Genomic DNA, 20,867 nt, shown 5'->3' with positions numbered 1-20,867 from the left:
TCATAAATGGTTTACCCTGCGCGTTCAAGCCGCCTGAGGGCGAGCCAAATTGACCTCTCCGCTCGGGCGGCGGCGCAGCTTGTCAAGCAACACATAAACGGCTGGGGTGGTCAGCAACGTGAGCAACTGGCTGGCGATGAGGCCGCCAATAATGGTCACGCCGAGGGGTTGCCGCAACTCCGAACCTTGCCCAAAACCGATCGCCAAAGGCAGTGCTCCCAGCCCGGCAGCCAGGGTGGTCATCAGAATCGGGCGCAGGCGCAACAGGCACGCCTCGCGCACAGCCTGCACAGCAGTCAGGCCGCGTGCGCGCTCTGCGTCAAGCGCGAAATCAATAATCAGAATGGCATTTTTCTTGACCAGTCCGATCAGCAAGAAGACGCCGATCAACGCCATGATGGAGAATTCCATGCGCAAGGCGGTCAGTGCCAGCACCGCACCAAAGCCGGCCGAAGGTAGCGTGGTAAGCACCGTGATGGGGTGTATCAGACTCTCGTACAAAATGCCCAGCACGATGTAGATCACCACGATGGCGGCCAAGATCAGTATGGCCTGCTCCGATTGCGTCTGCTGCGCCGCAGCTGCCGCCCCGCTGAACGCGCCGCGCACATTGTTGGGCAAGCCAATATCAGCCTGGCCCTCCAGCACTGCCAGCCGGCCCTCCTCCAGCGACACGCCTTCGGCCAGATCAAAAGAAATGGTCGCGGAAAGCTCGCCCCCATCGTGAAATACGGCGGTGGGCACGGCACGCTCAGAGAAGCTGGCGAAGGCCGAAAGCGGCACCATGGTGGCCGCAGTTTGCGCCAACGGCTGGCCAGACGAGGCATTGCGTTGGCCCGGATTGGCCGAAGTGGCAGAACCCGACGAAGGCACTGCGCTCGAAAGCGTACCAGGGACCTGCACATCACGCAGCACCACAGGCGAGGTGGCAAAGCGCGGTGCCCACTCCATGACCACCGAGTACTGATTCAGATCCTGGTACATCGTGGCCACGGTGCGCTGGCCAAAGGCATCAAAGAGTGCGGCATTGATGCTGGTCTGCTTGACACCCAGCTGAGCCGCACGTTCGCGATTGATGTCGACGAAGGTCTCGACACCATTGTCTGATTGATCGTTGTCTATATCCACCAGGCGATCGTCTTGCTTCAGGCGTTCGGAGAACTTGTTCGTCCAGGTGCGCAGGTCGGCTTCGTTGTCGCTCTTCAAGGTGTATTGGTAAGTGGAGTTGCTGCTGCGCCCGCCTATTCGCAACTCCTGCACGGGGCTCAGGAACACGCGCAGGCCGGTAATCTGCTGCAACTTTGGCCGCAGGCGGTTAATGACCTGCCGGGTGGTCTCACGGCCGCTCTCGCCGCTGCGCTGGCCGTTAGGTTTGAGCGCCGCCGCCAGAAACCCGCCACCTGAGCGGCTGCCCCCAGCAAAGGCAACTACCGTACTCACAGCCGGGTCGCGCCTGATGATTTCTACCGCCTGAGCGAGCTTCTCGCCCATGGCTGACGATGAAATGCTTTGATCGGCCCGAAGCCCGCCCACCATCTGACCGTTGTCCTGTTCAGGAAAATAGCCTTTGGGAATCTGCATGAACAAATAGACATTGAGCGCAACGACCGTGACCAGAACCAGCACAACAGCCCAAGGGGCAGCTAGTGCAGCATCCAGAACACGAGCATAAAGCCGAGTCAACCAGGAGCTCGGCTCCGGCGTGTACGGCCGGTCCGCCCCGCCCGGAGCTGCCGATTGTGGCAACCCTGGCCGCGCCCTGGTACCCAAAGCCTTGGCCCAGGCACGCAAGCGCTGCGCCACGCTTTGGCGAAGCGCGGGGCCTGCGCTGCCAGAGCCCACACGCAGCAACATGGCGCACATCATGGGTGTGGTGGTCAACGAGATCACCAGTGAAATCATGACCGCGGCAGACAAAGTCATGGCGAACTCCCGGAACAATCTACCGGGCTGCCCCCCATGAAAAGGAGCGGAATGAAGACCGCTACCAGCGAGAGGCTGATGGTCAGTACCGTAAATCCGACCTCGCGCGCCCCGCGCAGCGCAGCCTCTCGACGCGCCATACCCCGCTCCATGTGGCGCGAGGTGTTCTCCAGCACCACGATGGCATCGTCGACCACGAACCCCGTAGCTACCGTGAGCGCCATCAGGGTAAGGTTGTTGAGCGAAAAACCGCAAAGGTACATGACGCCGAAGGTGCCCAGCAGCGAAACCACCGTGGCCACGGCGGGAATCACCGCCGCCCGCAGGGTGCGCAGAAAGACGCCCACCACAGCCACCACCAGCAACACGGCAATAACCAGCGTCAGCTCCACCTCCGCCACCGAAGCGCGGATGGAGCCGGTGCGGTCAATGGCCACATCAAGGTTGATGTCTTGCGGCAACTGCGCACGCAAGGTAGGCAGCAGCGCATCAATGGCGTCGGCGGTCTTGATAAGGTTGGCCCCCGCCTCCTGGGTGATGTTGACCACAATGGCCGGTTCGCCGTTAAACAAACCACGCGTGCGCGTGTTCTCTACGCTGTCGGTCACTTCGGCGATGTCCGAAAGCCGAACCTGGCTATTGCCGCGCGAAGCGATGATCAACCGGCGGTAGTCGACCGCGCGCAGACCCGGAGGCGGCGTCAGCACTTGCAGCGCCCGGCTTTCTTCCCCGCTGCCGACTTCTATCACGCCCTTCGGCCGATTGGCATTGTTCGACTGGAGCGCAGCGCGCACGTCTTCGGCGGAAATGCCCAGGTCGTGCATGGCAAACGGATTCAACTCCACCCGCACCGCCGGCAGTGAGGAGCCCCCCAACTCCACGTCGCCCACCCCGTCCACCTGCAACAGGCGCTGGCTGATCACGTTCGAGACTGCGTCGTAAATTTGCCCAGGCGTGCGCGTGTGCGACGTCAACGCCAGAATCATGAAGGGCTGCGCCGCCGGGTTGGCCTTCCGGTAAGTGGGGTTCGAGCGCAGATCGGCCGGCAAGTCGATGCGGGCGGCATTGATGGCGGCCTGTACTTCCCGCGCTGCACTGTCGATGTTTCGACTCAGGTCAAACTGCAGGGTGACGCGGGTCGATCCTGTGGAGCTCCTGGAGGTCATCTCGTTGACCCCTGAGATGACCCCCAGCGTGCGCTCCAGCGGCGTAGCCACCGAGCGTGCCATGTCCGCCGGCGAGGCGCCAGACATATTGGCCGTCACCGAGATCACCGGAAAATCCACCGTAGGCAACCTCGCCACCGGAAGCAGGAAAAACGCCACAATGCCCACCAGCGCCAAACCCAGCGTCAACAGCGCTGTAGCAATGGGTCGCTCAATGAAGGGGCGAGAAAGATTCACGGGTTAAGCGCCCTGGCGCCAGTCGGATTTACAGCCGAAGCGGCGGGGCTCAGCCGGTCGAACATGAGGTAGATCACCGGCGTTGTGAACAGAGTCAGTAGCTGGCTCAGCACCAAGCCGCCGAATATGGCAATACCCAGCGGACGGCGCAACTCGGCCCCATCGCCAAAGCTGAACATCAGCGGCAAGGCAGCGGCGAGCGCCGCCAGCGTAGTCATGAGAATGGGCCGAAAGCGCAGAAGCGCCGCCTGGTGAATAGCCTCCCTTGGGCTCTTGCCTTCCCGCCGTTCGGCCTCAATGGCGAAGTCGATCATCATGATCGCGTTCTTCTTCACAATGCCTATCAGCAGGATCAGACCAATAATGCCCACGACATCCAGATCGTGCCCAGTGATCCAAAGCGCCAGCAGCGCCCCCACGCCGGCTGACGGGAGGGTGGAGAGAATGGTGAGCGGATGCACGTAGCTCTCATAAAGTACGCCCAGCACAATGTAAACGCAAACCACTGCCGCCAATATGAGCCACAGCTGGTTCGACAGCGAGCTTTGGTAGGCACCAGAAGCGCCTGTGAACCTCAGCGTAATTCCCTGGGGCAACCCGGCCTCGGTAGCGGCTGCGCGCACTGCGGAAACAGCAGCCCCAAGCGACACTCCGGGCGCCGTGTCAAACCCCACAATCGCTGCCGGGTACTGGGCCACTCTGACCACCTGCGCTGGCGCGCTTTGCTCCCGCACCGTGGCAAAGGAAGAGAGCGGCGTCGTAGCGCCGCTACCTGTTCGCACTGGCAAATTCGCCAAGGTATGCAAGGTGGCTGCTTCGTCGCGCTGCGCTTCAAGAATCACGCGATACTGATTGGTGTCCGTAAAAATGGTGGAAACAATGCGCTGGCCGAACGCGTTGTAGAGCGTGTTGTCCAGCGTGCTGGCCGTCACGCCCAGGCGGGCCGCCATGTCGCGGTTGACTTCCACATAGGCTGAGAGATTTCTCGCACCCCCGTCTGTAATGGGGTGGCGCACCTCGGGCACCGACTGGAGCACCTGCACCATTCGCTGCGCCCATTCGTTAATCTGTGCGGTGTCTACGCCCTCCAGCGCAAATCGGTACTGGGTGGGCCCCGACTCGCTGTCCACAGTCAGATCCTGCGTAGGCTGCAGATACAGATTGACTCCGGGGGCTGCCTGGGTCACACGATCACGCAACCGCTGCATGATGGCACCCTGGCTGTCGCCGAAAATGCCCTGCGCACGCAGGTTCACGATCATGCGGCCAGCACTCAGGAGCGTGTTGTTAGTGGCGTCCACACCCACCACCGAGCTAAGTGAGCGCACTGCCGGATCGGCCATTACAGCCTCTGCCGCCTGTTGCTGCAACGCTGCCATGCGATCAAAAGATACGTCCGGCGCTGCCTGCACCCTCACCTGGAGCTGCCCCGTGCTCTGGGTAGGAAACAGGCCTTTGGGCATGCCCCAGTAGAGCAGTGCGGTCAGCGCCAGGGTGGCCAAAGCTACCATGAGCGTGAACACCTGGTGGCCCAGCACCCAGACCAAGCCACGGTCATAGTGTGCCACCACCCAGTCGAGCCCCCGCTGCATTCTGGTAGCCGATAGACTAGGCCCTTCGTTCAACGGCCGTAACCAGCGTGCCGACATCATCGGCACCACCGTGAGCGACACCACGGCAGAGATCAATATCGTGATCGCAAGCGTGACGGCAAACTCACGAAACAGACGGCCGATCACTTCTTGCATGAACAAGAGCGGGATCAGCACCGCGATCAACGAAACCGTGAGGGAAATGATAGTGAAGCCGATTTCTCCGGCTCCGTCCATCGCCGCCTGAAACGGCTTCTTGCCCATTTCCGTGTGGCGCGAGATGTTCTCGATCATGACGATCGCATCGTCCACCACGAAGCCGGTGGCAATGGTCAGCGCCATCAGGCTCAGGTTGTTGAGGCTGTAGCCCAGCAAATACATGGCACCCATGCTGCCCACCAGCGAAATAGGCACCGCGATGGACGCGATCACTGTGGCGCGCAAACTGTGCAAGAACAGGAAAATGACCAGCACCACCATCACCACGGCCAGCACCAGTTCCATTTTCACGTGGTCGACGGATGCACGAATGCCAGTGGTGCGATCCGTTAAGACCTGCACGCGCACCGTGCTGGGCATGCTTTCACGCAGAGCGGGCAGTGCCTTCTGAATGGCATCAACCGTGTTGATCACGTTGGCGCCAGGCTGGCGCTGCACGTTCAGAATGATGGCCGGTACCAGGGGTGTTTGCTCGGGCTCGCTTAAGCCCACTTTTCCACCTGCTGAAGCGCCCTGCCCCACCTCTTCCTTGATCCCGGCCCAAGCTCCTAGCCGACTGTTCTCCGAGCCACCCACCACGCGTGCTACATCCTTCAGGCGGACCGGAGCCCCATTGCGGTAAGCCACAATCAGCTCGCGGTACTCGGCCACCGTCATCAATTGAGAATTGGCGTTAATGGTGTAGGAACGTGCAGGCCCGTCGAAACCGCCCTTGGCGCTATTGCTGTTGGCGGTATTGATGGCGGAACTCAGGCTGTCCAGCCCCAGGCCAAGCGCCGCCAGCGCGTCGACGTTGCCCTGCACACGCACTGCAGGGCGCTGACCGCCAGCCAGAGTGACCAGCCCGACACCACCAATCTGGCTGATTTTCTGAGCCAGCCGAGTGTTGACCATGTTCTGCACATCGGTCAGCGGAAGCTCATCGGAAGAAATAGCCAAGGTAAGGATCGGCGCATCGGCTGGGTTGACCTTCGCATAGATCGGTGGCGCCGGAAGATCGGCCGGCAGCATTGACGCACCGGCATTGATGGCTGCCTGCACCTGCTGCTCGGCGGCGTCCATGGATTGCGAAAGCGCGAACTGCAAGGTGATGATCGAGACGCCCGCCGCGCTGGTGCTAGACATGCGGTCAAGTCCTGCCATCTGACCAAACTGGCGTTCCAATGGCGCCGTCACCGTGCGGCTCATGACGTCCGGGCTACCACCTGGGTAGAGAGTCTGCACCTGAATGGTGGGGTAGTCCACTTGTGGCAAAGCTGCCAGCGGAAGAAAGCGAAAACCCACCAGGCCCGCCAGCATGATGGCGAGCATGAAGAGTCCGGTAGCTACCGGGCGCTGAATAAAAATGCGGGATGCATTCATGGCCGACCTTGCGGGCGGGCACGGCGTTCGCCAGCCAGCTGCACACGGCCTCCGTCCTTGACTGCATCACCCCCTTCGGTGACCACCACCTCACCGCCCTCCAGCCCTGAGACGATCTGTACCTGGCCGGCCGTAGTCACCCCTCGTTTCACGCTGCGCATATGGGCCACGCGTTCGTCGTCGATCACATACACGTAATCACCGTTTGGACCCGTGCGCACGGACGTCACAGGCACCAGAATGCCTTTTGTCCCACCCAGTTGAAGCTGCACGTTGACGAACTGTGCAGGAAACAAGTTGCCTTGCGCATTGGCGAATCGCGCCTTGGCTTTGACCGTGCCAGTCGCGGTGTCCACCACGTTGTCTAGCGTGGAGAAGGTTCCCTCCTCCAGTACGCGCGAACGGTCGCTGTCATACGCCAGGACGGGTAGCGTGCCAATTTTCTGGGCAGACAGCACATCAAGCACTCGGCCCTGGGGCACGGCAAACTGGACGTCAATAGGCGTCATTTGCGTCAGCGTGGCTATGACCGTGCTACCGGCTTGTATCGTGTTGCCCGGGTCAACCGCCCGAAGTCCGATTCTCCCCGTAATGGGAGAGGTGACACGCGTGTGGGCCAGATTCAGCTTGGCTGAGTCTTCGGCCGCCCGGTCACTTTGCACAGTGCCTTCCAGCTGCTTAACCAACGCAGCTTGCGAGTCAACCTCTTGTCGCGCAATGGAGTCCTGAGACCAGAGTGTTTGATAGCGCTGCAAGGTCACGCGCGCGGCTGCCAGTTGCGCCTCATCGCGCGCACGCTGCCCTTGTGATTGCGCCAAAGCCTGCTCGAAGGGGCGGGGGTCTATGACCGCAAGTACATCGCCCTTCTTGACCATTTGCCCCTCGGTAAATCGCACCTCGGTGAGCACCCCGGACACTTGGGGTTTGAGGGCCACGGTAACTACTGGTGTGACCGTGCCCAACGCATCAATAATGATCGGCAACTCCCCTTGCCTGGCCTTCGCTGAGCCCACGGTGACTGACAGCCTGCCTCCTGGAGCACCGCCGCCCGCCGGCGCGGCCCCTGCCGAAGCCGGACTAGCCGCAGGCGTCTGAGAGCGCTTGACCAGCCACCAAGTGCCCGTAGCCAGGATGGCGATCAACAGCAGCCCTATGAGCCATGCCAGCCAGGAGCTTCTCCCCCGAGGCGTGGATGCAGAATTTGCTGACGGAGGGTCGGACGGCGAAGTGTCGTTCATGATCTAGAACTGATTGGGTCTTAAAGCTTGTTCGCAATATCCTGGGAACAAGATCGTAAAGCCCCTTTAGGCGATAAGCTGGCAACACCCCGGCAAACACCTGTGCCGGAAAGTCTGTGCCAATCCTACCCGCGCCCTCACACTTCCCGTTATTGGGGGTTGAAGTTTTGTAAAGTTTCAGCCTGACTGACCTTTACCTTAATCTTGCCAGACCACTGCTCCGGTATACCAGGTCGCTAGAACAATGAATCCAAACACGAGGCGATACCAGGCGAACGGTACAAAACTATGGCTGGATATGTATCGCAGGAGCCAGCGCACGCAAAGCCAGGCACTCGCGAAAGAAAACACCAGCCCCACAGTGAACATCGGCAGGTCGGCCATTGAAAGCAGCGCCCGTTCCTTGTAAACGGAATAGGCTCCGGCGCCCACCAGCGTCGGCATGGCCAGAAAAAACGAAAAATCAGTGGCGGCTTTGCGCGACAAGCCCAGCAACATGCCGCCAATAATGGTCGCGCCAGAACGGCTGGTCCCGGGAATCATTGCCAGACACTGAACCAGGCCAACCTTGATGGCGTCCCACGAGCTCATGTCGTCGACGCTGTGTATGCGCGCAGCACTTTGCGGGCGGCGTTCTGCCCAGAAGATGACGAAAGCACCCAGAATAAACGTGGTTGCCACCACCTGCGGGGTAAAAAGATGCTCCTTGATCATCTTGCCCATTGAAAGGCCAAGCACCACAGCGGGCAAAAACGCGATCAGTACATTGAGCGAAAAACGCTGCGCCTGACGGCTGCTGGGCAGCGCAACCAATGTTTCGCGAATCTTCTGCCAGTAGACGATGATCACCGCCAGAATCGCGCCGGTCTGGATAGCGATCTCGAACACTTTTGCCTTGGCACCAGTGAATTCGAGCAAACTGCCAGCCAAGATGAGGTGGCCGGTAGATGAAATCGGGAGAAATTCGGTCAGTCCTTCCACGATGCCCATGATCGCGGCCTTGACCAGTAATGCAATGTCCAAGTGAATCCTTTCCAACAGCCCCATGGAATGGAACTGTGCGCGCGGATTCTACGTCCGCCCCTCGCATGGGCCAGCTCAGGAGGCCGTCAGGGCTAGTAAAAAAGGCCTGTTCGCTGGAACAGGCCTCAAGGGTGGTCGCCTTGGAGAAATCAAATCACTTTAGTACCCGTGGCCGCGCCGATGCTCCCACTTTTCTTTATGGTGATTATGGTGCTTGCGGTGACCAGGTGGGCCGTAATAGTAGACCGGCGCTGGCCCATACACCACGGGTGGCGCTCGGTAAACGGGCCGGGGCGCCACATAGACTGGTCTGGGAGCCATATACACAGGCGCTGGCTGCACGTAGACGGGTGCCGGGGCGTAGTAAGGAGGCGCGTTGCTGACGCCCACCGACACGCCTGGTGCACCGACGCCCACTGACCAAAAAACGCCGTCTCGAGCCTGAGCGACCGTAGTGGCGCCCAAGGCTGCCGCCCCCAGCAAACCGAGAGACAGAAAACGTCTGAATGAAGACGAAACGGGTAATCGTTGAAGAAGGTTCATAAAAATCTCCTCACGAGGCTATTTGCCTGTATAGGGGTTGCAAGAATGCAAGGCCACTATGCCGCCAGTTGTCGCCACCTGTCGCCTTTACTGCTTGCCCTTATTAAACGGGACAAACCCCGATACAGTCATGCCCGTAAAGTGAAAGCCGTATCGAGGGGTAACAGGCGGACGCCGTGCACGCACTTTGCGATTGCAGGAGGCAGCGAGAGAGGAGCGGAGGAGGAATGTCAACACGGCCTAAAATCCACCTATGTCTTCCCCAAAAGAATCGGCCAAACCGGCCAAAGCAGTCAATCCAGCTGACGCCCCCAAGCCCAGCAACTTCCTGCGCCATATCATTGAGTCTGATCTCGAAAACGGCACCTACGCAGGCCGCCAATGGGGCGGAAGCCCTGGCAACGGCCCCCACCACGCGGCCGGCATCCCTGACCCGGCAAAGATTCGCACCCGTTTCCCGCCGGAGCCCAATGGGTACCTGCACATCGGCCACGCCAAGAGCATCTGGCTGAACTTCAGTCTCGCAGAGCAATACGCGGGCGTGTGCCACCTGCGCTTCGACGATACCAACCCCGAAAAGGAGGAGCAGGAATACGTCGACAGCATTCGCGAGACCGTTGCCTGGCTCGGCTACGACACGCTGCTGGCAGATCAGCCGGGAGCACCTGGTGCCGAACAACCGCATGAGTACTTCGCCAGCAATTACTTTGATTTCATGTACCAGGCGGCCGAGTATCTGACTGAAGCCGGCCATGCCTATGTCGACGAGCAAACTCCGGAGCAAATGCGTGCCACGCGTGGAGACTTCGGCACCCCAGGCACCAACAGCCCCTTCCGCGATCGTTCCCCGGACGAGAACCTTCGCCTGTTGCGTGAAATGCGAGACGGCAAGCATCCGGACGGCGCCATGGTGCTGCGCGCCAAGATCGACATGGCTTCGCCCAACATCAACATGCGCGACCCGACGATCTACCGCATCCGTAGGGCTACGCACCACAACACTGGTGACAAATGGTGCATCTATCCGATGTACACCTTCGCGCATCCCATTGAAGATGCGCTTGAACAAATCACCCATAGCATCTGTACCCTCGAATTCGAGGATCAGCGCCCGTTCTACGACTGGGTGCTGGAACGTTTGTGCGAGGGCGGCCTGCTTAACACCCCGCCACCGCGCCAGTATGAGTTCGGACGCCTTAACGTGGGCCACGTCATTACCAGCAAACGCAAACTGCGCCAGCTGGTTGAAGAAAACCGCGTTTCCGGCTGGGACGACCCCCGCATGCCCACCCTTGCAGGTTTGCGCCGGCGGGGCTATACCCCGGAAGCGCTGAAGTTGTTCGCCGAACGCAGTGGTGTCACCAAATCAGGCAACGCCTGGACAGACTACGCAGCACTTGATGCCGCCTTGCGAGAAACGCTGGACCCGGTCGCGGCCCGTGCCATGGCCGTCCTGGATCCCGTGAAGCTCGTGATCGAAAACTGGGCAGAGGTGTTCGGCAGCACTGAGCACTTGGAAGCATGCGAAGCCCCTGCCCACCCGCACCACCCCGAAATGGGTCAGCGCAAATTCACGCTCGGTCACGAAATCTGGATCGAGCGCACCGACTACGAGGAAACACCTCCAAAAGGGTTCTTCCGTCTATTCCCTGGGAACAAGGTTCGCCTGAAATACGGCTATGTCATTGAATGCTCGGGAGCAACAAAGGACGCTGCAGGCAACATTCAAAACGTTCTTGCACGTTTGATTCCCGACACCAAGTCTGGCACCTCTGGGGCGGACAGCGTGAAGGTGAAAGGGGTCATCACATGGGTTGGCGCCTCCGATGGCCGGCCTGCCGAAGTGCGCCTGTATGACCGACTGTTCACCGAAGAACAGCCCGATGCGGGCGGTCGTGATTTCCTGACCGTTCTGAATCCCAGCAGCTTGTCCGTAGTGAACGCTATCGTGGAGCCCAGCTTGGCGCAGGCCGCTCCAGAAGGCCATTATCAGTTCGAGCGCCACGGCTTCTTCGTGGCAGACCGACATGATCACGGGCCCGACCGCCTGGTATTCAACCGGATCACCGGACTGAAAGACTCCTGGGGAAAATAGCGCGCCCTTCTCTTTAGAGCCTGCTCAACAAATCATCGGCAAAGAGTCAAACGCCGACTCGCATTGAGTCGGCGGCATTTTCAATTCGCTGGCGTGGTCGCTCGGCAGTCGGCGTTCAGACCGTGGCGCTTCGTGCAGCCAGATTCCGAGTGTCCAAAGCACGACGCAAGGCTAATGGAACTGTCTGTAGGTATTGGGTACTCAGGTAGGCTCGCCTGGTGTGTTTCCCTCTGAGAACACGCCAGGCTCAGCAGCAAGCGACTCTGCTACACCCCAGATCACTATCCATCCAAAGCCACAAACATGCCCACTTCATCCATCGGCCCATGCGGCCCGGTATCGGCCACCAACGCACAAGGACAAGCCCACGCAACCACCGAGCAAAACGGTGCATTGAACCTACCGCCTGCGCCTCCACCCATCTCCAACATTGCCGTAGGTTCTGGTGATGCTGCCGCGCAGCTGCAAACCGCCCGAGATGAGACACGTGCGGACATTCAAGCCGTCGAAGCCGCACCGGTGGCACAACCGCGCGCCAGGCACCGCCGAAATAACGCCATGATCGAGGCAGAGTTCGCGCCCCTGTTGCCCCATGACCTACAAATGCGCATCATGCACCGAAACATGCCGCGACTCATCCCTCAAGTCTGGCCGCAAGTCATACCCTCCCCCTTTGTCCGCGCCTCTTGCTCTGCGAGCTAGTGTCCTGAGTTGTAAGTTCGTTGAAGAAACAAATCAGCCGAAATCGGTGCCAGGCAAGGAACAAAACGCAGTGATACCGGGTGGTATCGCGAGGCTTTGTGACGCAGCATGGGGTCGATTGTCGGTGGATTTGTTCAACGAATTTGCAATTCAGGACACCAGATCCTCGCGCGCCCGTGGTAGTGCCGAACATCGGGGGCCGCGGTGCCACAGACCGCAGGGAGTTATGCAGGTCATCCCTCCTGGGCTAACCCGCAAACAACTGCGCCAGACAAGATGATTTATTCGTGCCCGTAGCAAGGCACATGGGCCTCAGCTTTCACGAAATTCACAAAAACTCGGCAGCCCCATCGGATGAGCGTAAAAAAATGATACAACATGGGAACTTTTTAACGCTCTCCAAGCATGTCGACACATGAAATTGGGCTTTGGTCGGCACTGGCTGGAGGTTTGCTGACCTTAGCCGCATTGACTTTGACCAACCTGTTCACAGGCCCTCGCAGCCTGGGAGCGGTGCGCAACGCCATATTTGTGCTTTTGGGTGGTTCGGCCGTGATTATCGTCAGCGGTCTACCGGAGGTTTTGCTACCAAACCTGGACGGGCTGGGTTTGCGCGCGACCAAGGTGGCCATTGGTCCGCTTGCTGCCGGTTTGATCCTCTACTACCTGGGTCAGTGGTTCGGCGGCGCGCGCGAAGACATCGTCGTGCATCGCGTTGCCACCTGGGGGTCTCGCTTCATACTCCTGGCGTCAGCAGGCCTGATCGTGGCGTCCCAGTTGTTGGATCGTGAACACTACAACAGTTCGCTTGCAGCCGCTGGTGCGGTCACCCTGCTGGCCGCATTGCTGGGCATGGGCATCTCCATTCGCGCTGCGAGTCGTGGCGACCCTCTGGCCCCATGGATGGCCCTGGCCTGCGTCTTACTGTTCTTCATGACGGCAGGCGTGTACCTGCGAGCCCTGCAAGCGCCTCTCCTGGGGATGGGAACCTGGACATTGACGGTGATCCTGGGCGTGGCCTATTTCGTCCTGACAGTCGCTTTGGTAACCAAGCGCAACAGCGACAACCTCCAACTGGCTCGGCTGGCACGCATGGACCCGGCCATTGAACCCACAACAGGCCTGCCCAGCGGAGCCAGCCTGGTGTCGAAGGTGGAACACACTTTCTGGCTAACCGCCCGGAGAGAGGGCCGGTGCACGGTGGTGTGCATTCACCTGCGCAACCTATACGAACTGGCTGATTCCGTAGGGCATGGGGTGGACTACCAGATTCTGCTGATCATGGCAGCCCGGATACGACGTGTCGTTGGATTTCGCTGCCTGGTCGGCATTTACCACCCACGTTGCTTTGTGGTGGTGCTGGACACAGATCGCCACCGTGAGCGCATAGCCACCACGCTCTTGCGGCTTCGAGCATCATTGCCGCAGCCGATGAAAGTGCTGGGAACGGATGCGCAAACACACGCCTTTACGCCCATCATTGGCCTCGGACTGGTAGAAGCGGCCGCCGAGAAATCCAACCCGCTAGATGTACTGCACGAGGCAGAGCGCGAAGCACAATATGCCACCCCCACCCCATCTGGAGACTTCACTCATACGGGGAGTTAGGCTGCGCCCTAGTGTTCCGTTCCATTAATAACTTTGCAAAGTCGCGCCAATTTTTCGAAGATGGAGTCGGCGGTTGCGGTCCAGCGGAAGGGGCGCGGGTGTTGGTTGTAGTGCTCGACGAAGGCGTTGATCTTGCGCTTGAGGTCAGGCACCGAATCGAATGAGCCACGCCGGATGGCCTGATTGGTGATCAAGGCGAACCAGCGCTCGACCTGGTTGAGCCATGAACTGTAGGTCGGTGTGAAGTGCAGATGAAAGCGGGGCCGGCGTGCCAGCCATGCGCGAACCCGAGGATGTTTGTGGGTGGCGTAGTTGTCGCAAATGAGGTGCACGTCCAGCGTGCTGGGCACCTGTGCCTCGACATGGCGCAAGAAAGCGAGAAATTCCTGGTGCCGGTGCTTGGGTTTGCATTGCGTGATCACAGTGCCATTGGCGATATCGAGCGCGGCAAACAGCGTTGTGGTGCCGTGGCGCACGTAGTCGTGCGTAACCCCCTCGACATACCCCAGACCCATCGGCAGCATGGGCTGCGTGCGCTGCAGCGCCTGCACTTGGCTTTTCTCGTCCACGCACAGCACCAATGCGTGCTCGGGCGGGTTGAGATACAGCCCGACGATGTCGCGCACCTTTTCGATGAAGAAGGGATCGTTGGAGAGCTTGAAGCTCTTGCTGCGGTGCGGCTGCAAGCCAAACAACGTCATATAGCGGTGCACGGTCGTCGTCGACAGACCCGTCTCATCGGCCAACGAGCGCCGCGACCAATGCGTGCGGCCCTTCGGTTGGCTACCCAGCGCCTTGTTGATCATCAGCGCAATCTGCTCGTCCGTTGCCCGGCGGGGGCGCCCCGGTTTGAGTTCGTTGTGCAGCCCCGCTATGCCACGCTCGCGATAGCGTGTGCGCCACAGCGTCACAGTCGGGCGACTGTAGCCAAAGCGCTGCGCCACGGAGCTGTTCGTCTCTCCATCGGCCATACACAAAATCATCTGGGCGCGACGAGCCAACGCCGCAGGCAGGCTCTGCGAGCGTGCCATCGACTCAAGCTGCGTGCGCTCGCTCGGCGCGACTAACAGTGGTTTTGCAGGGCGTCCCATCGTTGTGCTCCACTACCAAGGATAGCTCTTGGAGTACACGAATAATGTAAAGTTTCATATGGAACGGAACACTAGTGTCCTGAGTTGTAGGTTCGTTGAAGAAACAAATCTGCCGAAATCGGCGCCAGGCAAGGAACAAAACGCAGTGATACCGAGTGGTATCGCGAGGCTTTGTGACGCAGCATGGGGTCGATTGTCGGTGGACCTGTTCAACGAATTTGCAATTCAGGACACTAGAGTAACGGCGCTGGCACTCCTGCATCGAGATGCGAACGTGCCAGTCCCCACACCTGTTCGGGCGGTTGACTCTTGAGCTTGTGATCGCTCCACACTTGGCGCCAAAGGCGAGAACCGCGCCGACCGTGGTGCAGCCCAAGCATGTGACGAGCAATCGCTGACCAAGGTGTTCCGTCCTCTACAGCTTCGCGCGCCATGTAAGCGATCATCTGCTCCTCGACCTCATCCTGGGAAAGGGTGCATGCTTTTCCGCCGAGGAATTTCTCATCCCAGGAACTCATGATCCAGGGGTGGTGATAGGCTTCCCTGCCCACCATGACCCCGTCCACATGCTGCAAATGTTCCGTGATCTGCTCATCAGAGGTCACGCCGCCATTGAGGACGATCGTGAAATCCGGGAAATCCTGCTTAAGTCGGTACACCAGTTCGTAGCGCAGCGGCGGAATCTCGCGATTCTCCTTGGGACTTAAGCCCTTGAGCCACGCGTTGCGGGCATGAACAATGAACACGCGGCACCCTGCTCTGCCCACCGTGCCGACGAAATCACGCACGAACTCATAGCTCTCTTCCCTGTCGATACCGATCCGGTGCTTCACGGTGACCTGCACATTCACCACGTCGAGCATGGCCTTCACCCCGTCGGCCACCAGTTGCGGTTCGGCCATGAGGCAAGCCCCAAAGGCACCTCTTTGTACGCGCTCACTGGGGCACCCGCAGTTGAGATTGATTTCGTCATAGCCCCACCGCTCGCCAATGCGAGCGCATGCGGCCAGATCAGGCGCATCGCTGCCTCCCAACTGTAATGCCACCGGATGTTCACACTCATCCATGCGCAAGTGCCTGCGTTCCGCACCATGCAGCAAGCCAGCAGTAGTGACCATTTCCGTGTACAGCAGGGTTTTTTTGGTCAGCAGGCGATGCAGGAACCGACAATGTTTATCGGTCCAGTCGAGCATGGGGGCCACGGAAAGTCGCCAAGGATTCACTGACGACTTTGTAGATTCGGAGAATTCCGGCAAGTTAAGGGGCATACCCCGATTATCCTAAAGCAGCATTGCTGCCCTACTTCATGAGGCTACTGATGAATTTGCTGGTGTTGTTGACACCAAAGTGGCTCGAAATCATTCGTGCGACTCCGAGTTCGTTCCAAGCAAGGCCGGACTGTGTCGCGGTAGAGGGACAGGCGATGACCGTAGAAGCCCCAAGCCAATTCGGGCGACTCCTGAAACGTACGTGGCGAAGCGATCTTGTAAAAATCCATCTGGGCTTCACGCAAGGCCGGATAGGCTTGCCAGAAGCCCTCTGCGCCCCGGAAGTCCGGCAGACCGGAATCCACGCCCATACCTGCCCCTGCAGCCACGATCAGAGCATCGGCTTGCTCAATCAAGGAGGCGGCATGCTCGATGGCAGCAGAGAGATCTGACTCATTGGCACGAGGGTGCATGATTCTTTCCTTGTTTTGCGTTATCGCCGTTGACTACGTCAGATTCAAGGCACAAAAAAAGGACTACTCGCCTTGCACCTGGACGCAGACCTCTTCCCAGACATTCTTCAGGCCGGAGTCATTCCCGGAAAGCATTTTCAGCTGTACTTGCGTGGCAACCCGAACGATACAGGTGCTTGCCGATCACGCCAAGGTTGGGCTGTCTCCATTTGTGCGCGAAGCCATCATTGCAGAGCTGCTCGGTAGGGGAGGCCTTCCAGAGCGCCCGGAAATGTTTGATCCAACCAGTGACATGGCAATCGCCTGGGAAAACGGCAAAGACGTGCTTATTTCCGAGGTTGTAGAAGAAGAGTACGACGGTCTTGGCACTGCGGACAGGCGGTGGCGAGACAGTGTCGCAGCTTCACTCGTCACGGAACCGCGAATCCATCCTTCAATGCCGTACTCCCACGGCTCGACTTTAGAAATGGTTACTTCGGTCGGTACGCCATCTAATGCGATGGGGTAACCGCTGAATAAGAAATTGCTCTGCTTGGCAGAGTTCGATACCACCAGAATCTGATTGGCTAGACGGTCACCCCCCCAGCGCAGGCATGCCACCTGCTCAGTTCGGTCAGTGCCATCCTTGACGTCCACGCAGTCGGTACTCCCGATGTAATACCCCTCCTGAACGTCGCGCGAGATCTTTGAGTGCACGTAGTCTTCAGCCGAGTAAAGCGTTTCCCAATGATCACCATGAACAGGCATATCGCCCCCTATTCTTCGTCGACGAAGATATTCAAAACATTGCCCCATTGATCCCAATCGATCGCGAGCCCCTTTTTCTTTCGGGTTTGCAAGGCCTTGAAGACCTTGTCCCGGAAATCCGGATGAACCGCAAGCGGGTATAGCTGTGTCCATGGGTAACCGTCCAACTGCTTCAAGGCGCTGCGCCAAGTTGCCACCCAAGGGCGTTCCGGAATGTCCGGCATATGCTCATCGTCGACCAAGGCTGCTTCACTGGTCCTCACCTTGAACTGCCACCCCTCCGGGGACTGAACGCCATGCAGCGTCACGGAGCCACCTTCGGAACCCACCTCGACGATGATCTGCTTACCACCCGCTTCGGCACCAATCCGCACCCATTGGAAGTCACCCAATTTCCTTTCACTTCTGCTCCATCACGGTCGGGAAAAAACCACGACGGATTTTCACCATCTCATCCGTGTTGAAGCACAGCTTCGGGTAAAGCACGGCCTGCCGTTCCGGCATAGCTTTAAGCTCCTGCCAGTCTTCTGGCTGGACATTCGGGTGCTCTTTGTAGGGGATGGCGGACGCGACCTGTTCGGCAGCATCCAGAATAGCCAGATCGCGGTCGCGGCCCTCGGCATTGGGTGACTGCCGGATTAGGTCACGCGCATCATCAAAGTTCACCCAGCGCAGCCCGGCGGTCTGCCAGTTCGGCTTGGTTGGAGGATGCTTGGCATCCATGACGTAGTAGCAGGTAGTGGAAGCCGTGCCTTTGAAGGCGCCCGGAACGCTGATTCGGATTTCTGCGTCGTAACCGGTCTTTTCGCGCACTGCACGCACGGCGGCATCCCGAGGCGACTCCCCCGCCTTCGCTTCCGTCTTGGCAAAGGTCCATGCATAGCCCCCGTAGTGCTTGGTCGGCTCTCGCAACAGCACCTTCCGCCCGCCACTGATCACCACACCACCGTAGTTTTCGGCCACCGGCTCCTTCTCAACGAACTCCGGGTCGGTCTGCAAGTGGTACAGCACATCCCAAACCTTGTGATACAGATTGGCGCGCTTGTGCCCCTGCGTCTTGCCCACTTCCGATTTGAAGTTGCTGTAGTCCAGGCCGTCGACCATACGCGCCATAGCGGCGGACACCTCGGCTCGCGGAGCCACCGCCCGAAAACGATAGTCGGTGTGGTGGCTCTCCTGGATCGGCCCCAGGCCGGGAAGATAGTGCTGCTTGAGGGCAGTCAAGTCGCCGCGCACCCGGGAACGCAGCGTCAAGGTGCCCTTGAGTTTGTCGCCAGGCTTCTGGACGACACTAAAAAAACCGACCGGGGTGATGAGCCACATAAGCCATCCTCTCTACAATCATAATATTGCCTCAATATACATCTTTTTGATGCCCATCATATAATACTTTGATCGCTTTGATAGACAACAATCATCACCTTATACTTCATCAACCATCGTCTATCCACCGCAAAGAACACCCACAATGATCAGTCAGCGCCTGCATGACCTTGGCCACGCCCAGCGCGACCGCATGGCGTACATCGAGCTGCGGCTGCGGTTCGTTGGAGAGATAAGGCGTCAAGACTTGGCCTTGCGCTTCGGTATTCAGACGGCTGCGGCCACGAGAGATCTGGGGCTCTACAAAGACATGGCGCCCACCAACATCGAGTACGACGGCAGATCCAAGACCTACGTGATCGGTCAAAGCTTCGAGCCCTTGTTTGACTTTCCAGCCGAACGTGTCCTGACATGGCTGGCAGAGGGCTTCGGCGACGGAGACCCTATCCGCGCCCGAACCGGCATCACCTGCGACATTCCCAGCAAGTTGGGGCAGCCCGATCTCAGTACCTTGGCGGGCATCACCCGCGCCATCAGCCATTCATGCCCCGTGCGTATCGGTTACCACTCGGTCGAAAGTGGTCGAAGCGAGCGCGAGATCGTACCTTTTGCGCTGCTGGACACCGGCCTTCGTTGGCACACGCGGGCCTTCGACCGCAAGTCTGGAGAATTTCGGGACTTTGTGTTGACCCGAATTCAAGACCCGGTTGTCCTGAAAGATGCGCCCGTGGAAGAGCACGAGCGCCCAGACCAAGACATCCAATGGACCCGGATCGTGGAGCTTGAGTTGGTGCCCCACCCCGATCAGCCCAGGCCAGAGATCACTGAACTGGACTATGGAATGCGCGATGGCATGCTCAAGACGAAGCTGCGCGCCGCCACGGCCGGGTACGTGCTGCGCAAATGGAGTGTGGACTGTTCTCCGGATCACAGCTTGCGAGGCCCCGAATTTCGTTTGTGGCTGAGAGATCATCTCGCGCTGTATGGCGTAAAGAATGCCGTACTGGCTCCGGGATATAGCGCCGCGACTAAAACAAGCTTGTGATGGAACTAATCTTCAACATCAGTCGCCTGCCACCAAAGTGACGTGTATCTGAGGAACTAACATGAGAGAAGATCGAATGCCCACGGCACCCGACGGGTATTCCGACTGGCTGGCCGACCTTAAGCAACGCATTCATGGGGCGCAACAACGGGCCACCCTAGCGGTCAATCGCGAGCTGGTGTTGTTGTATTGGCAGATAGGTAGAGAAATTCTCGTCCGTCAGGCCGATCAAGGCTGGGGCAGCAAGGTGGTGGACAGACTGGCCCACGATTTGCGTAATGCCTTCCCTGACATGAAGGGCTTTTCTCCGCGCAATCTCAAATACATGAGAGCGTTTGCCGAGGCTTGGCCCGACGGGGAGTTCGTGCAAGCGGCGCTTGCACAATTGCCCTGGTATCACCAACTGGCCCTGCTGGACAAGCTTCAAACTACCGAAGATCGTCAGTGGTATGCCGCGCAAGCCGTAGAAAACGGTTGGTCACGGAACGTGCTGGTGATGCAGATTGAATCCGGTTTGCGTCAGCGCACAGGGGCCGCCGTCAGTAATTTCAGCAAGCGATTACCACAACCCCAGTCGGACCTGGCGCGTGAATCCCTGAAAGATCCCTATCGACTGGACTTTCTCGGTCTGGGCAAGGAAGCACAGGAACGCGCTATCGAGGATGCACTGGTCAAGCATGTTACTCAGTTCCTGATGGAACTGGGCGCAGGCTTCGCCTTCGTGGGGCGGCAAGTACACGTGGAAGTGGGCAATAAGGATTTCTACATCGACCTTTTGTTCTATCACTTGAAGCTGCGCTGCTATGTCGTGGTGGAGCTGAAGGCCGGCGAGTTCCAGCCTGAATATGCAGGCAAGCTAAATTTCTATCTCAGCGCGGTGGACAGCCAGCTAAAACACACCAGCGACAACCCCAGCCTGGGTCTGCTTCTGTGCAAAAGCCGAGACAAAGTGGTTGCCGAATACGCGCTACGCGACATGAGCAAACCTATAGGAGTGGCCGAGTATCACTTGGTGCAGGCACTCCCTAGAGAATTAGAAACAGACTTACCGCGTATTGAAGATATCGAGCGCGAACTTGAGGACGCTGGCGATGAGCCGGCTGAGGGAACGGTATGAAGCTGAAGCTCAAAACGACCCCTACCAGACGGAGGCGGTGCAAGCGCTGTGGATTGTTCCAAGGGGCAGCCCGCCGCATCCGTCGAATCCAGGAGCTATCGCATCGACTCCAGCATTGCCGTTCGAGAAGGTGTGGCCAAGTCGCTGGAAATCAC

The 20,867-nt window shown here is 59.0% G+C and carries 14 protein-coding genes and 2 pseudogenes; 6 read left to right on the top strand and 10 right to left on the bottom strand.

All coding sequences use genetic code 11. The annotated features are described in order from the left end of the window. Nucleotides 1-24: 24 nt before the first annotated feature. The 5 genes and pseudogenes from AAAK34_RS10175 to AAAK34_RS10155 all read right to left on the bottom strand — a co-directional run bounded on the left by AAAK34_RS10175 (nucleotide 25) and on the right by AAAK34_RS10155 (nucleotide 9,303). Nucleotides 25-3,326: pseudogene (locus AAAK34_RS10175) on the bottom strand (efflux RND transporter permease subunit). After that, nucleotides 3,323-6,499 (bottom strand): efflux RND transporter permease subunit, encoded by a 3,177-nt coding sequence (locus AAAK34_RS10170; protein WP_231692938.1) that lies wholly within the window; start codon nucleotides 6,497-6,499, stop codon nucleotides 3,323-3,325. The pseudogene AAAK34_RS10175 and the gene AAAK34_RS10170 overlap by 4 nt, the downstream one beginning before the upstream one ends. Continuing rightward, the gene (locus tag AAAK34_RS10165; protein ID WP_231692937.1) at nucleotides 6,496-7,737 is read right to left on the bottom strand and encodes an efflux RND transporter periplasmic adaptor subunit; all 1,242 of its coding nucleotides are present in this window, start codon (nucleotides 7,735-7,737) and stop codon (nucleotides 6,496-6,498) included. The genes AAAK34_RS10170 and AAAK34_RS10165 overlap by 4 nt, the downstream gene beginning before the upstream one ends. A gap of 198 nt (nucleotides 7,738-7,935) precedes the next feature. Beyond that, nucleotides 7,936-8,760, bottom strand: a complete 825-nt coding sequence (locus tag AAAK34_RS10160; protein ID WP_231692936.1) for an undecaprenyl-diphosphate phosphatase — start codon at nucleotides 8,758-8,760, stop codon at nucleotides 7,936-7,938. 159 nt (nucleotides 8,761-8,919) lie between these two features. Next, nucleotides 8,920-9,303, bottom strand: a complete 384-nt coding sequence (locus tag AAAK34_RS10155; protein WP_231692935.1) for a hypothetical protein — start codon at nucleotides 9,301-9,303, stop codon at nucleotides 8,920-8,922. Nucleotides 9,304-9,556: 253 nt separating this feature from the next. Between AAAK34_RS10155 and AAAK34_RS10150 the strand changes: the two genes are divergently transcribed. The 3 genes from AAAK34_RS10150 to AAAK34_RS10140 all read left to right on the top strand — a co-directional run bounded on the left by AAAK34_RS10150 (nucleotide 9,557) and on the right by AAAK34_RS10140 (nucleotide 13,708). After that, nucleotides 9,557-11,398, top strand: coding sequence for a glutamine--tRNA ligase/YqeY domain fusion protein (locus AAAK34_RS10150; protein WP_231692934.1), 1,842 nt, complete (start codon nucleotides 9,557-9,559; stop codon nucleotides 11,396-11,398). A gap of 303 nt (nucleotides 11,399-11,701) precedes the next feature. Beyond that, complete coding sequence (locus tag AAAK34_RS10145) at nucleotides 11,702-12,100, top strand: hypothetical protein (RefSeq protein ID WP_431777989.1); 399 nt, start codon at nucleotides 11,702-11,704, stop codon at nucleotides 12,098-12,100. Nucleotides 12,101-12,505: 405 nt separating this feature from the next. Further along, nucleotides 12,506-13,708, top strand: coding sequence for a diguanylate cyclase domain-containing protein (locus AAAK34_RS10140; protein ID WP_231692933.1), 1,203 nt, complete (start codon nucleotides 12,506-12,508; stop codon nucleotides 13,706-13,708). 8 nt (nucleotides 13,709-13,716) lie between these two features. Here the strand turns inward: AAAK34_RS10140 and AAAK34_RS10135 are convergent, their stop codons facing one another. The 3 genes and pseudogenes from AAAK34_RS10135 to AAAK34_RS10125 form a co-directional block, all read right to left on the bottom strand. After that, a complete protein-coding gene (locus tag AAAK34_RS10135; protein WP_431777988.1) occupies nucleotides 13,717-14,799 on the bottom strand; it encodes an IS630 family transposase in 1,083 nt (360 codons plus the stop codon). Nucleotides 14,800-15,032: 233 nt separating this feature from the next. Beyond that, nucleotides 15,033-16,067 carry a tRNA dihydrouridine(20/20a) synthase DusA gene (gene dusA, locus AAAK34_RS10130; protein ID WP_431777987.1) on the bottom strand — a complete coding sequence of 345 codons (1,035 nt, stop codon included), beginning with the start codon at nucleotides 16,065-16,067 and terminating at the stop codon, nucleotides 15,033-15,035. Between the two features lie 128 nt (nucleotides 16,068-16,195). Further along, nucleotides 16,196-16,480: pseudogene (locus AAAK34_RS10125) on the bottom strand (NAD-dependent deacetylase); the annotation flags it as partial. Between AAAK34_RS10125 and AAAK34_RS10120 the strand changes: the two are divergent. Then, the gene (locus tag AAAK34_RS10120) at nucleotides 16,479-16,988 is read left to right on the top strand and encodes a hypothetical protein (protein WP_431777986.1); all 510 of its coding nucleotides are present in this window, start codon (nucleotides 16,479-16,481) and stop codon (nucleotides 16,986-16,988) included. The pseudogene AAAK34_RS10125 and the gene AAAK34_RS10120 sit on opposite strands and share 2 nt — an antisense overlap. Nucleotides 16,989-17,235: 247 nt before the next feature. Here the strand turns inward: AAAK34_RS10120 and AAAK34_RS10115 are convergent, their stop codons facing one another. Further along, the gene (locus AAAK34_RS10115) at nucleotides 17,236-17,619 is read right to left on the bottom strand and encodes a hypothetical protein (protein ID WP_231694862.1); all 384 of its coding nucleotides are present in this window, start codon (nucleotides 17,617-17,619) and stop codon (nucleotides 17,236-17,238) included. A 7-nt stretch (nucleotides 17,620-17,626) separates the two neighbouring features. After that, complete coding sequence (locus AAAK34_RS10110; RefSeq protein ID WP_231694863.1) at nucleotides 17,627-18,550, bottom strand: NUDIX domain-containing protein; 924 nt, start codon at nucleotides 18,548-18,550, stop codon at nucleotides 17,627-17,629. Between the two features lie 145 nt (nucleotides 18,551-18,695). Here AAAK34_RS10110 and AAAK34_RS10105 point away from each other — a divergent pair, with 145 nt between their 5' ends. Together AAAK34_RS10105 and AAAK34_RS10100 are read left to right on the top strand one after the other, a co-directional pair. Then, nucleotides 18,696-19,595 (top strand): WYL domain-containing protein, encoded by a 900-nt coding sequence (locus AAAK34_RS10105; protein WP_231694864.1) that lies wholly within the window; start codon nucleotides 18,696-18,698, stop codon nucleotides 19,593-19,595. A gap of 61 nt (nucleotides 19,596-19,656) precedes the next feature. After that, nucleotides 19,657-20,712 carry a PDDEXK nuclease domain-containing protein gene (locus tag AAAK34_RS10100; protein WP_231694865.1) on the top strand — a complete coding sequence of 352 codons (1,056 nt, stop codon included), beginning with the start codon at nucleotides 19,657-19,659 and terminating at the stop codon, nucleotides 20,710-20,712. The last annotated feature ends 155 nt before the right edge of the window (nucleotides 20,713-20,867 follow it).

This window comes from Ottowia caeni, assembly GCF_050821495.1.
GTDB classification, from domain to species: Bacteria; Pseudomonadota; Gammaproteobacteria; order Burkholderiales; family Burkholderiaceae_C; genus Ottowia; species Ottowia caeni.
Note: the sequence above shows the minus strand (reverse complement) of the source record. Positions and strands in the feature narration are given on the sequence as shown.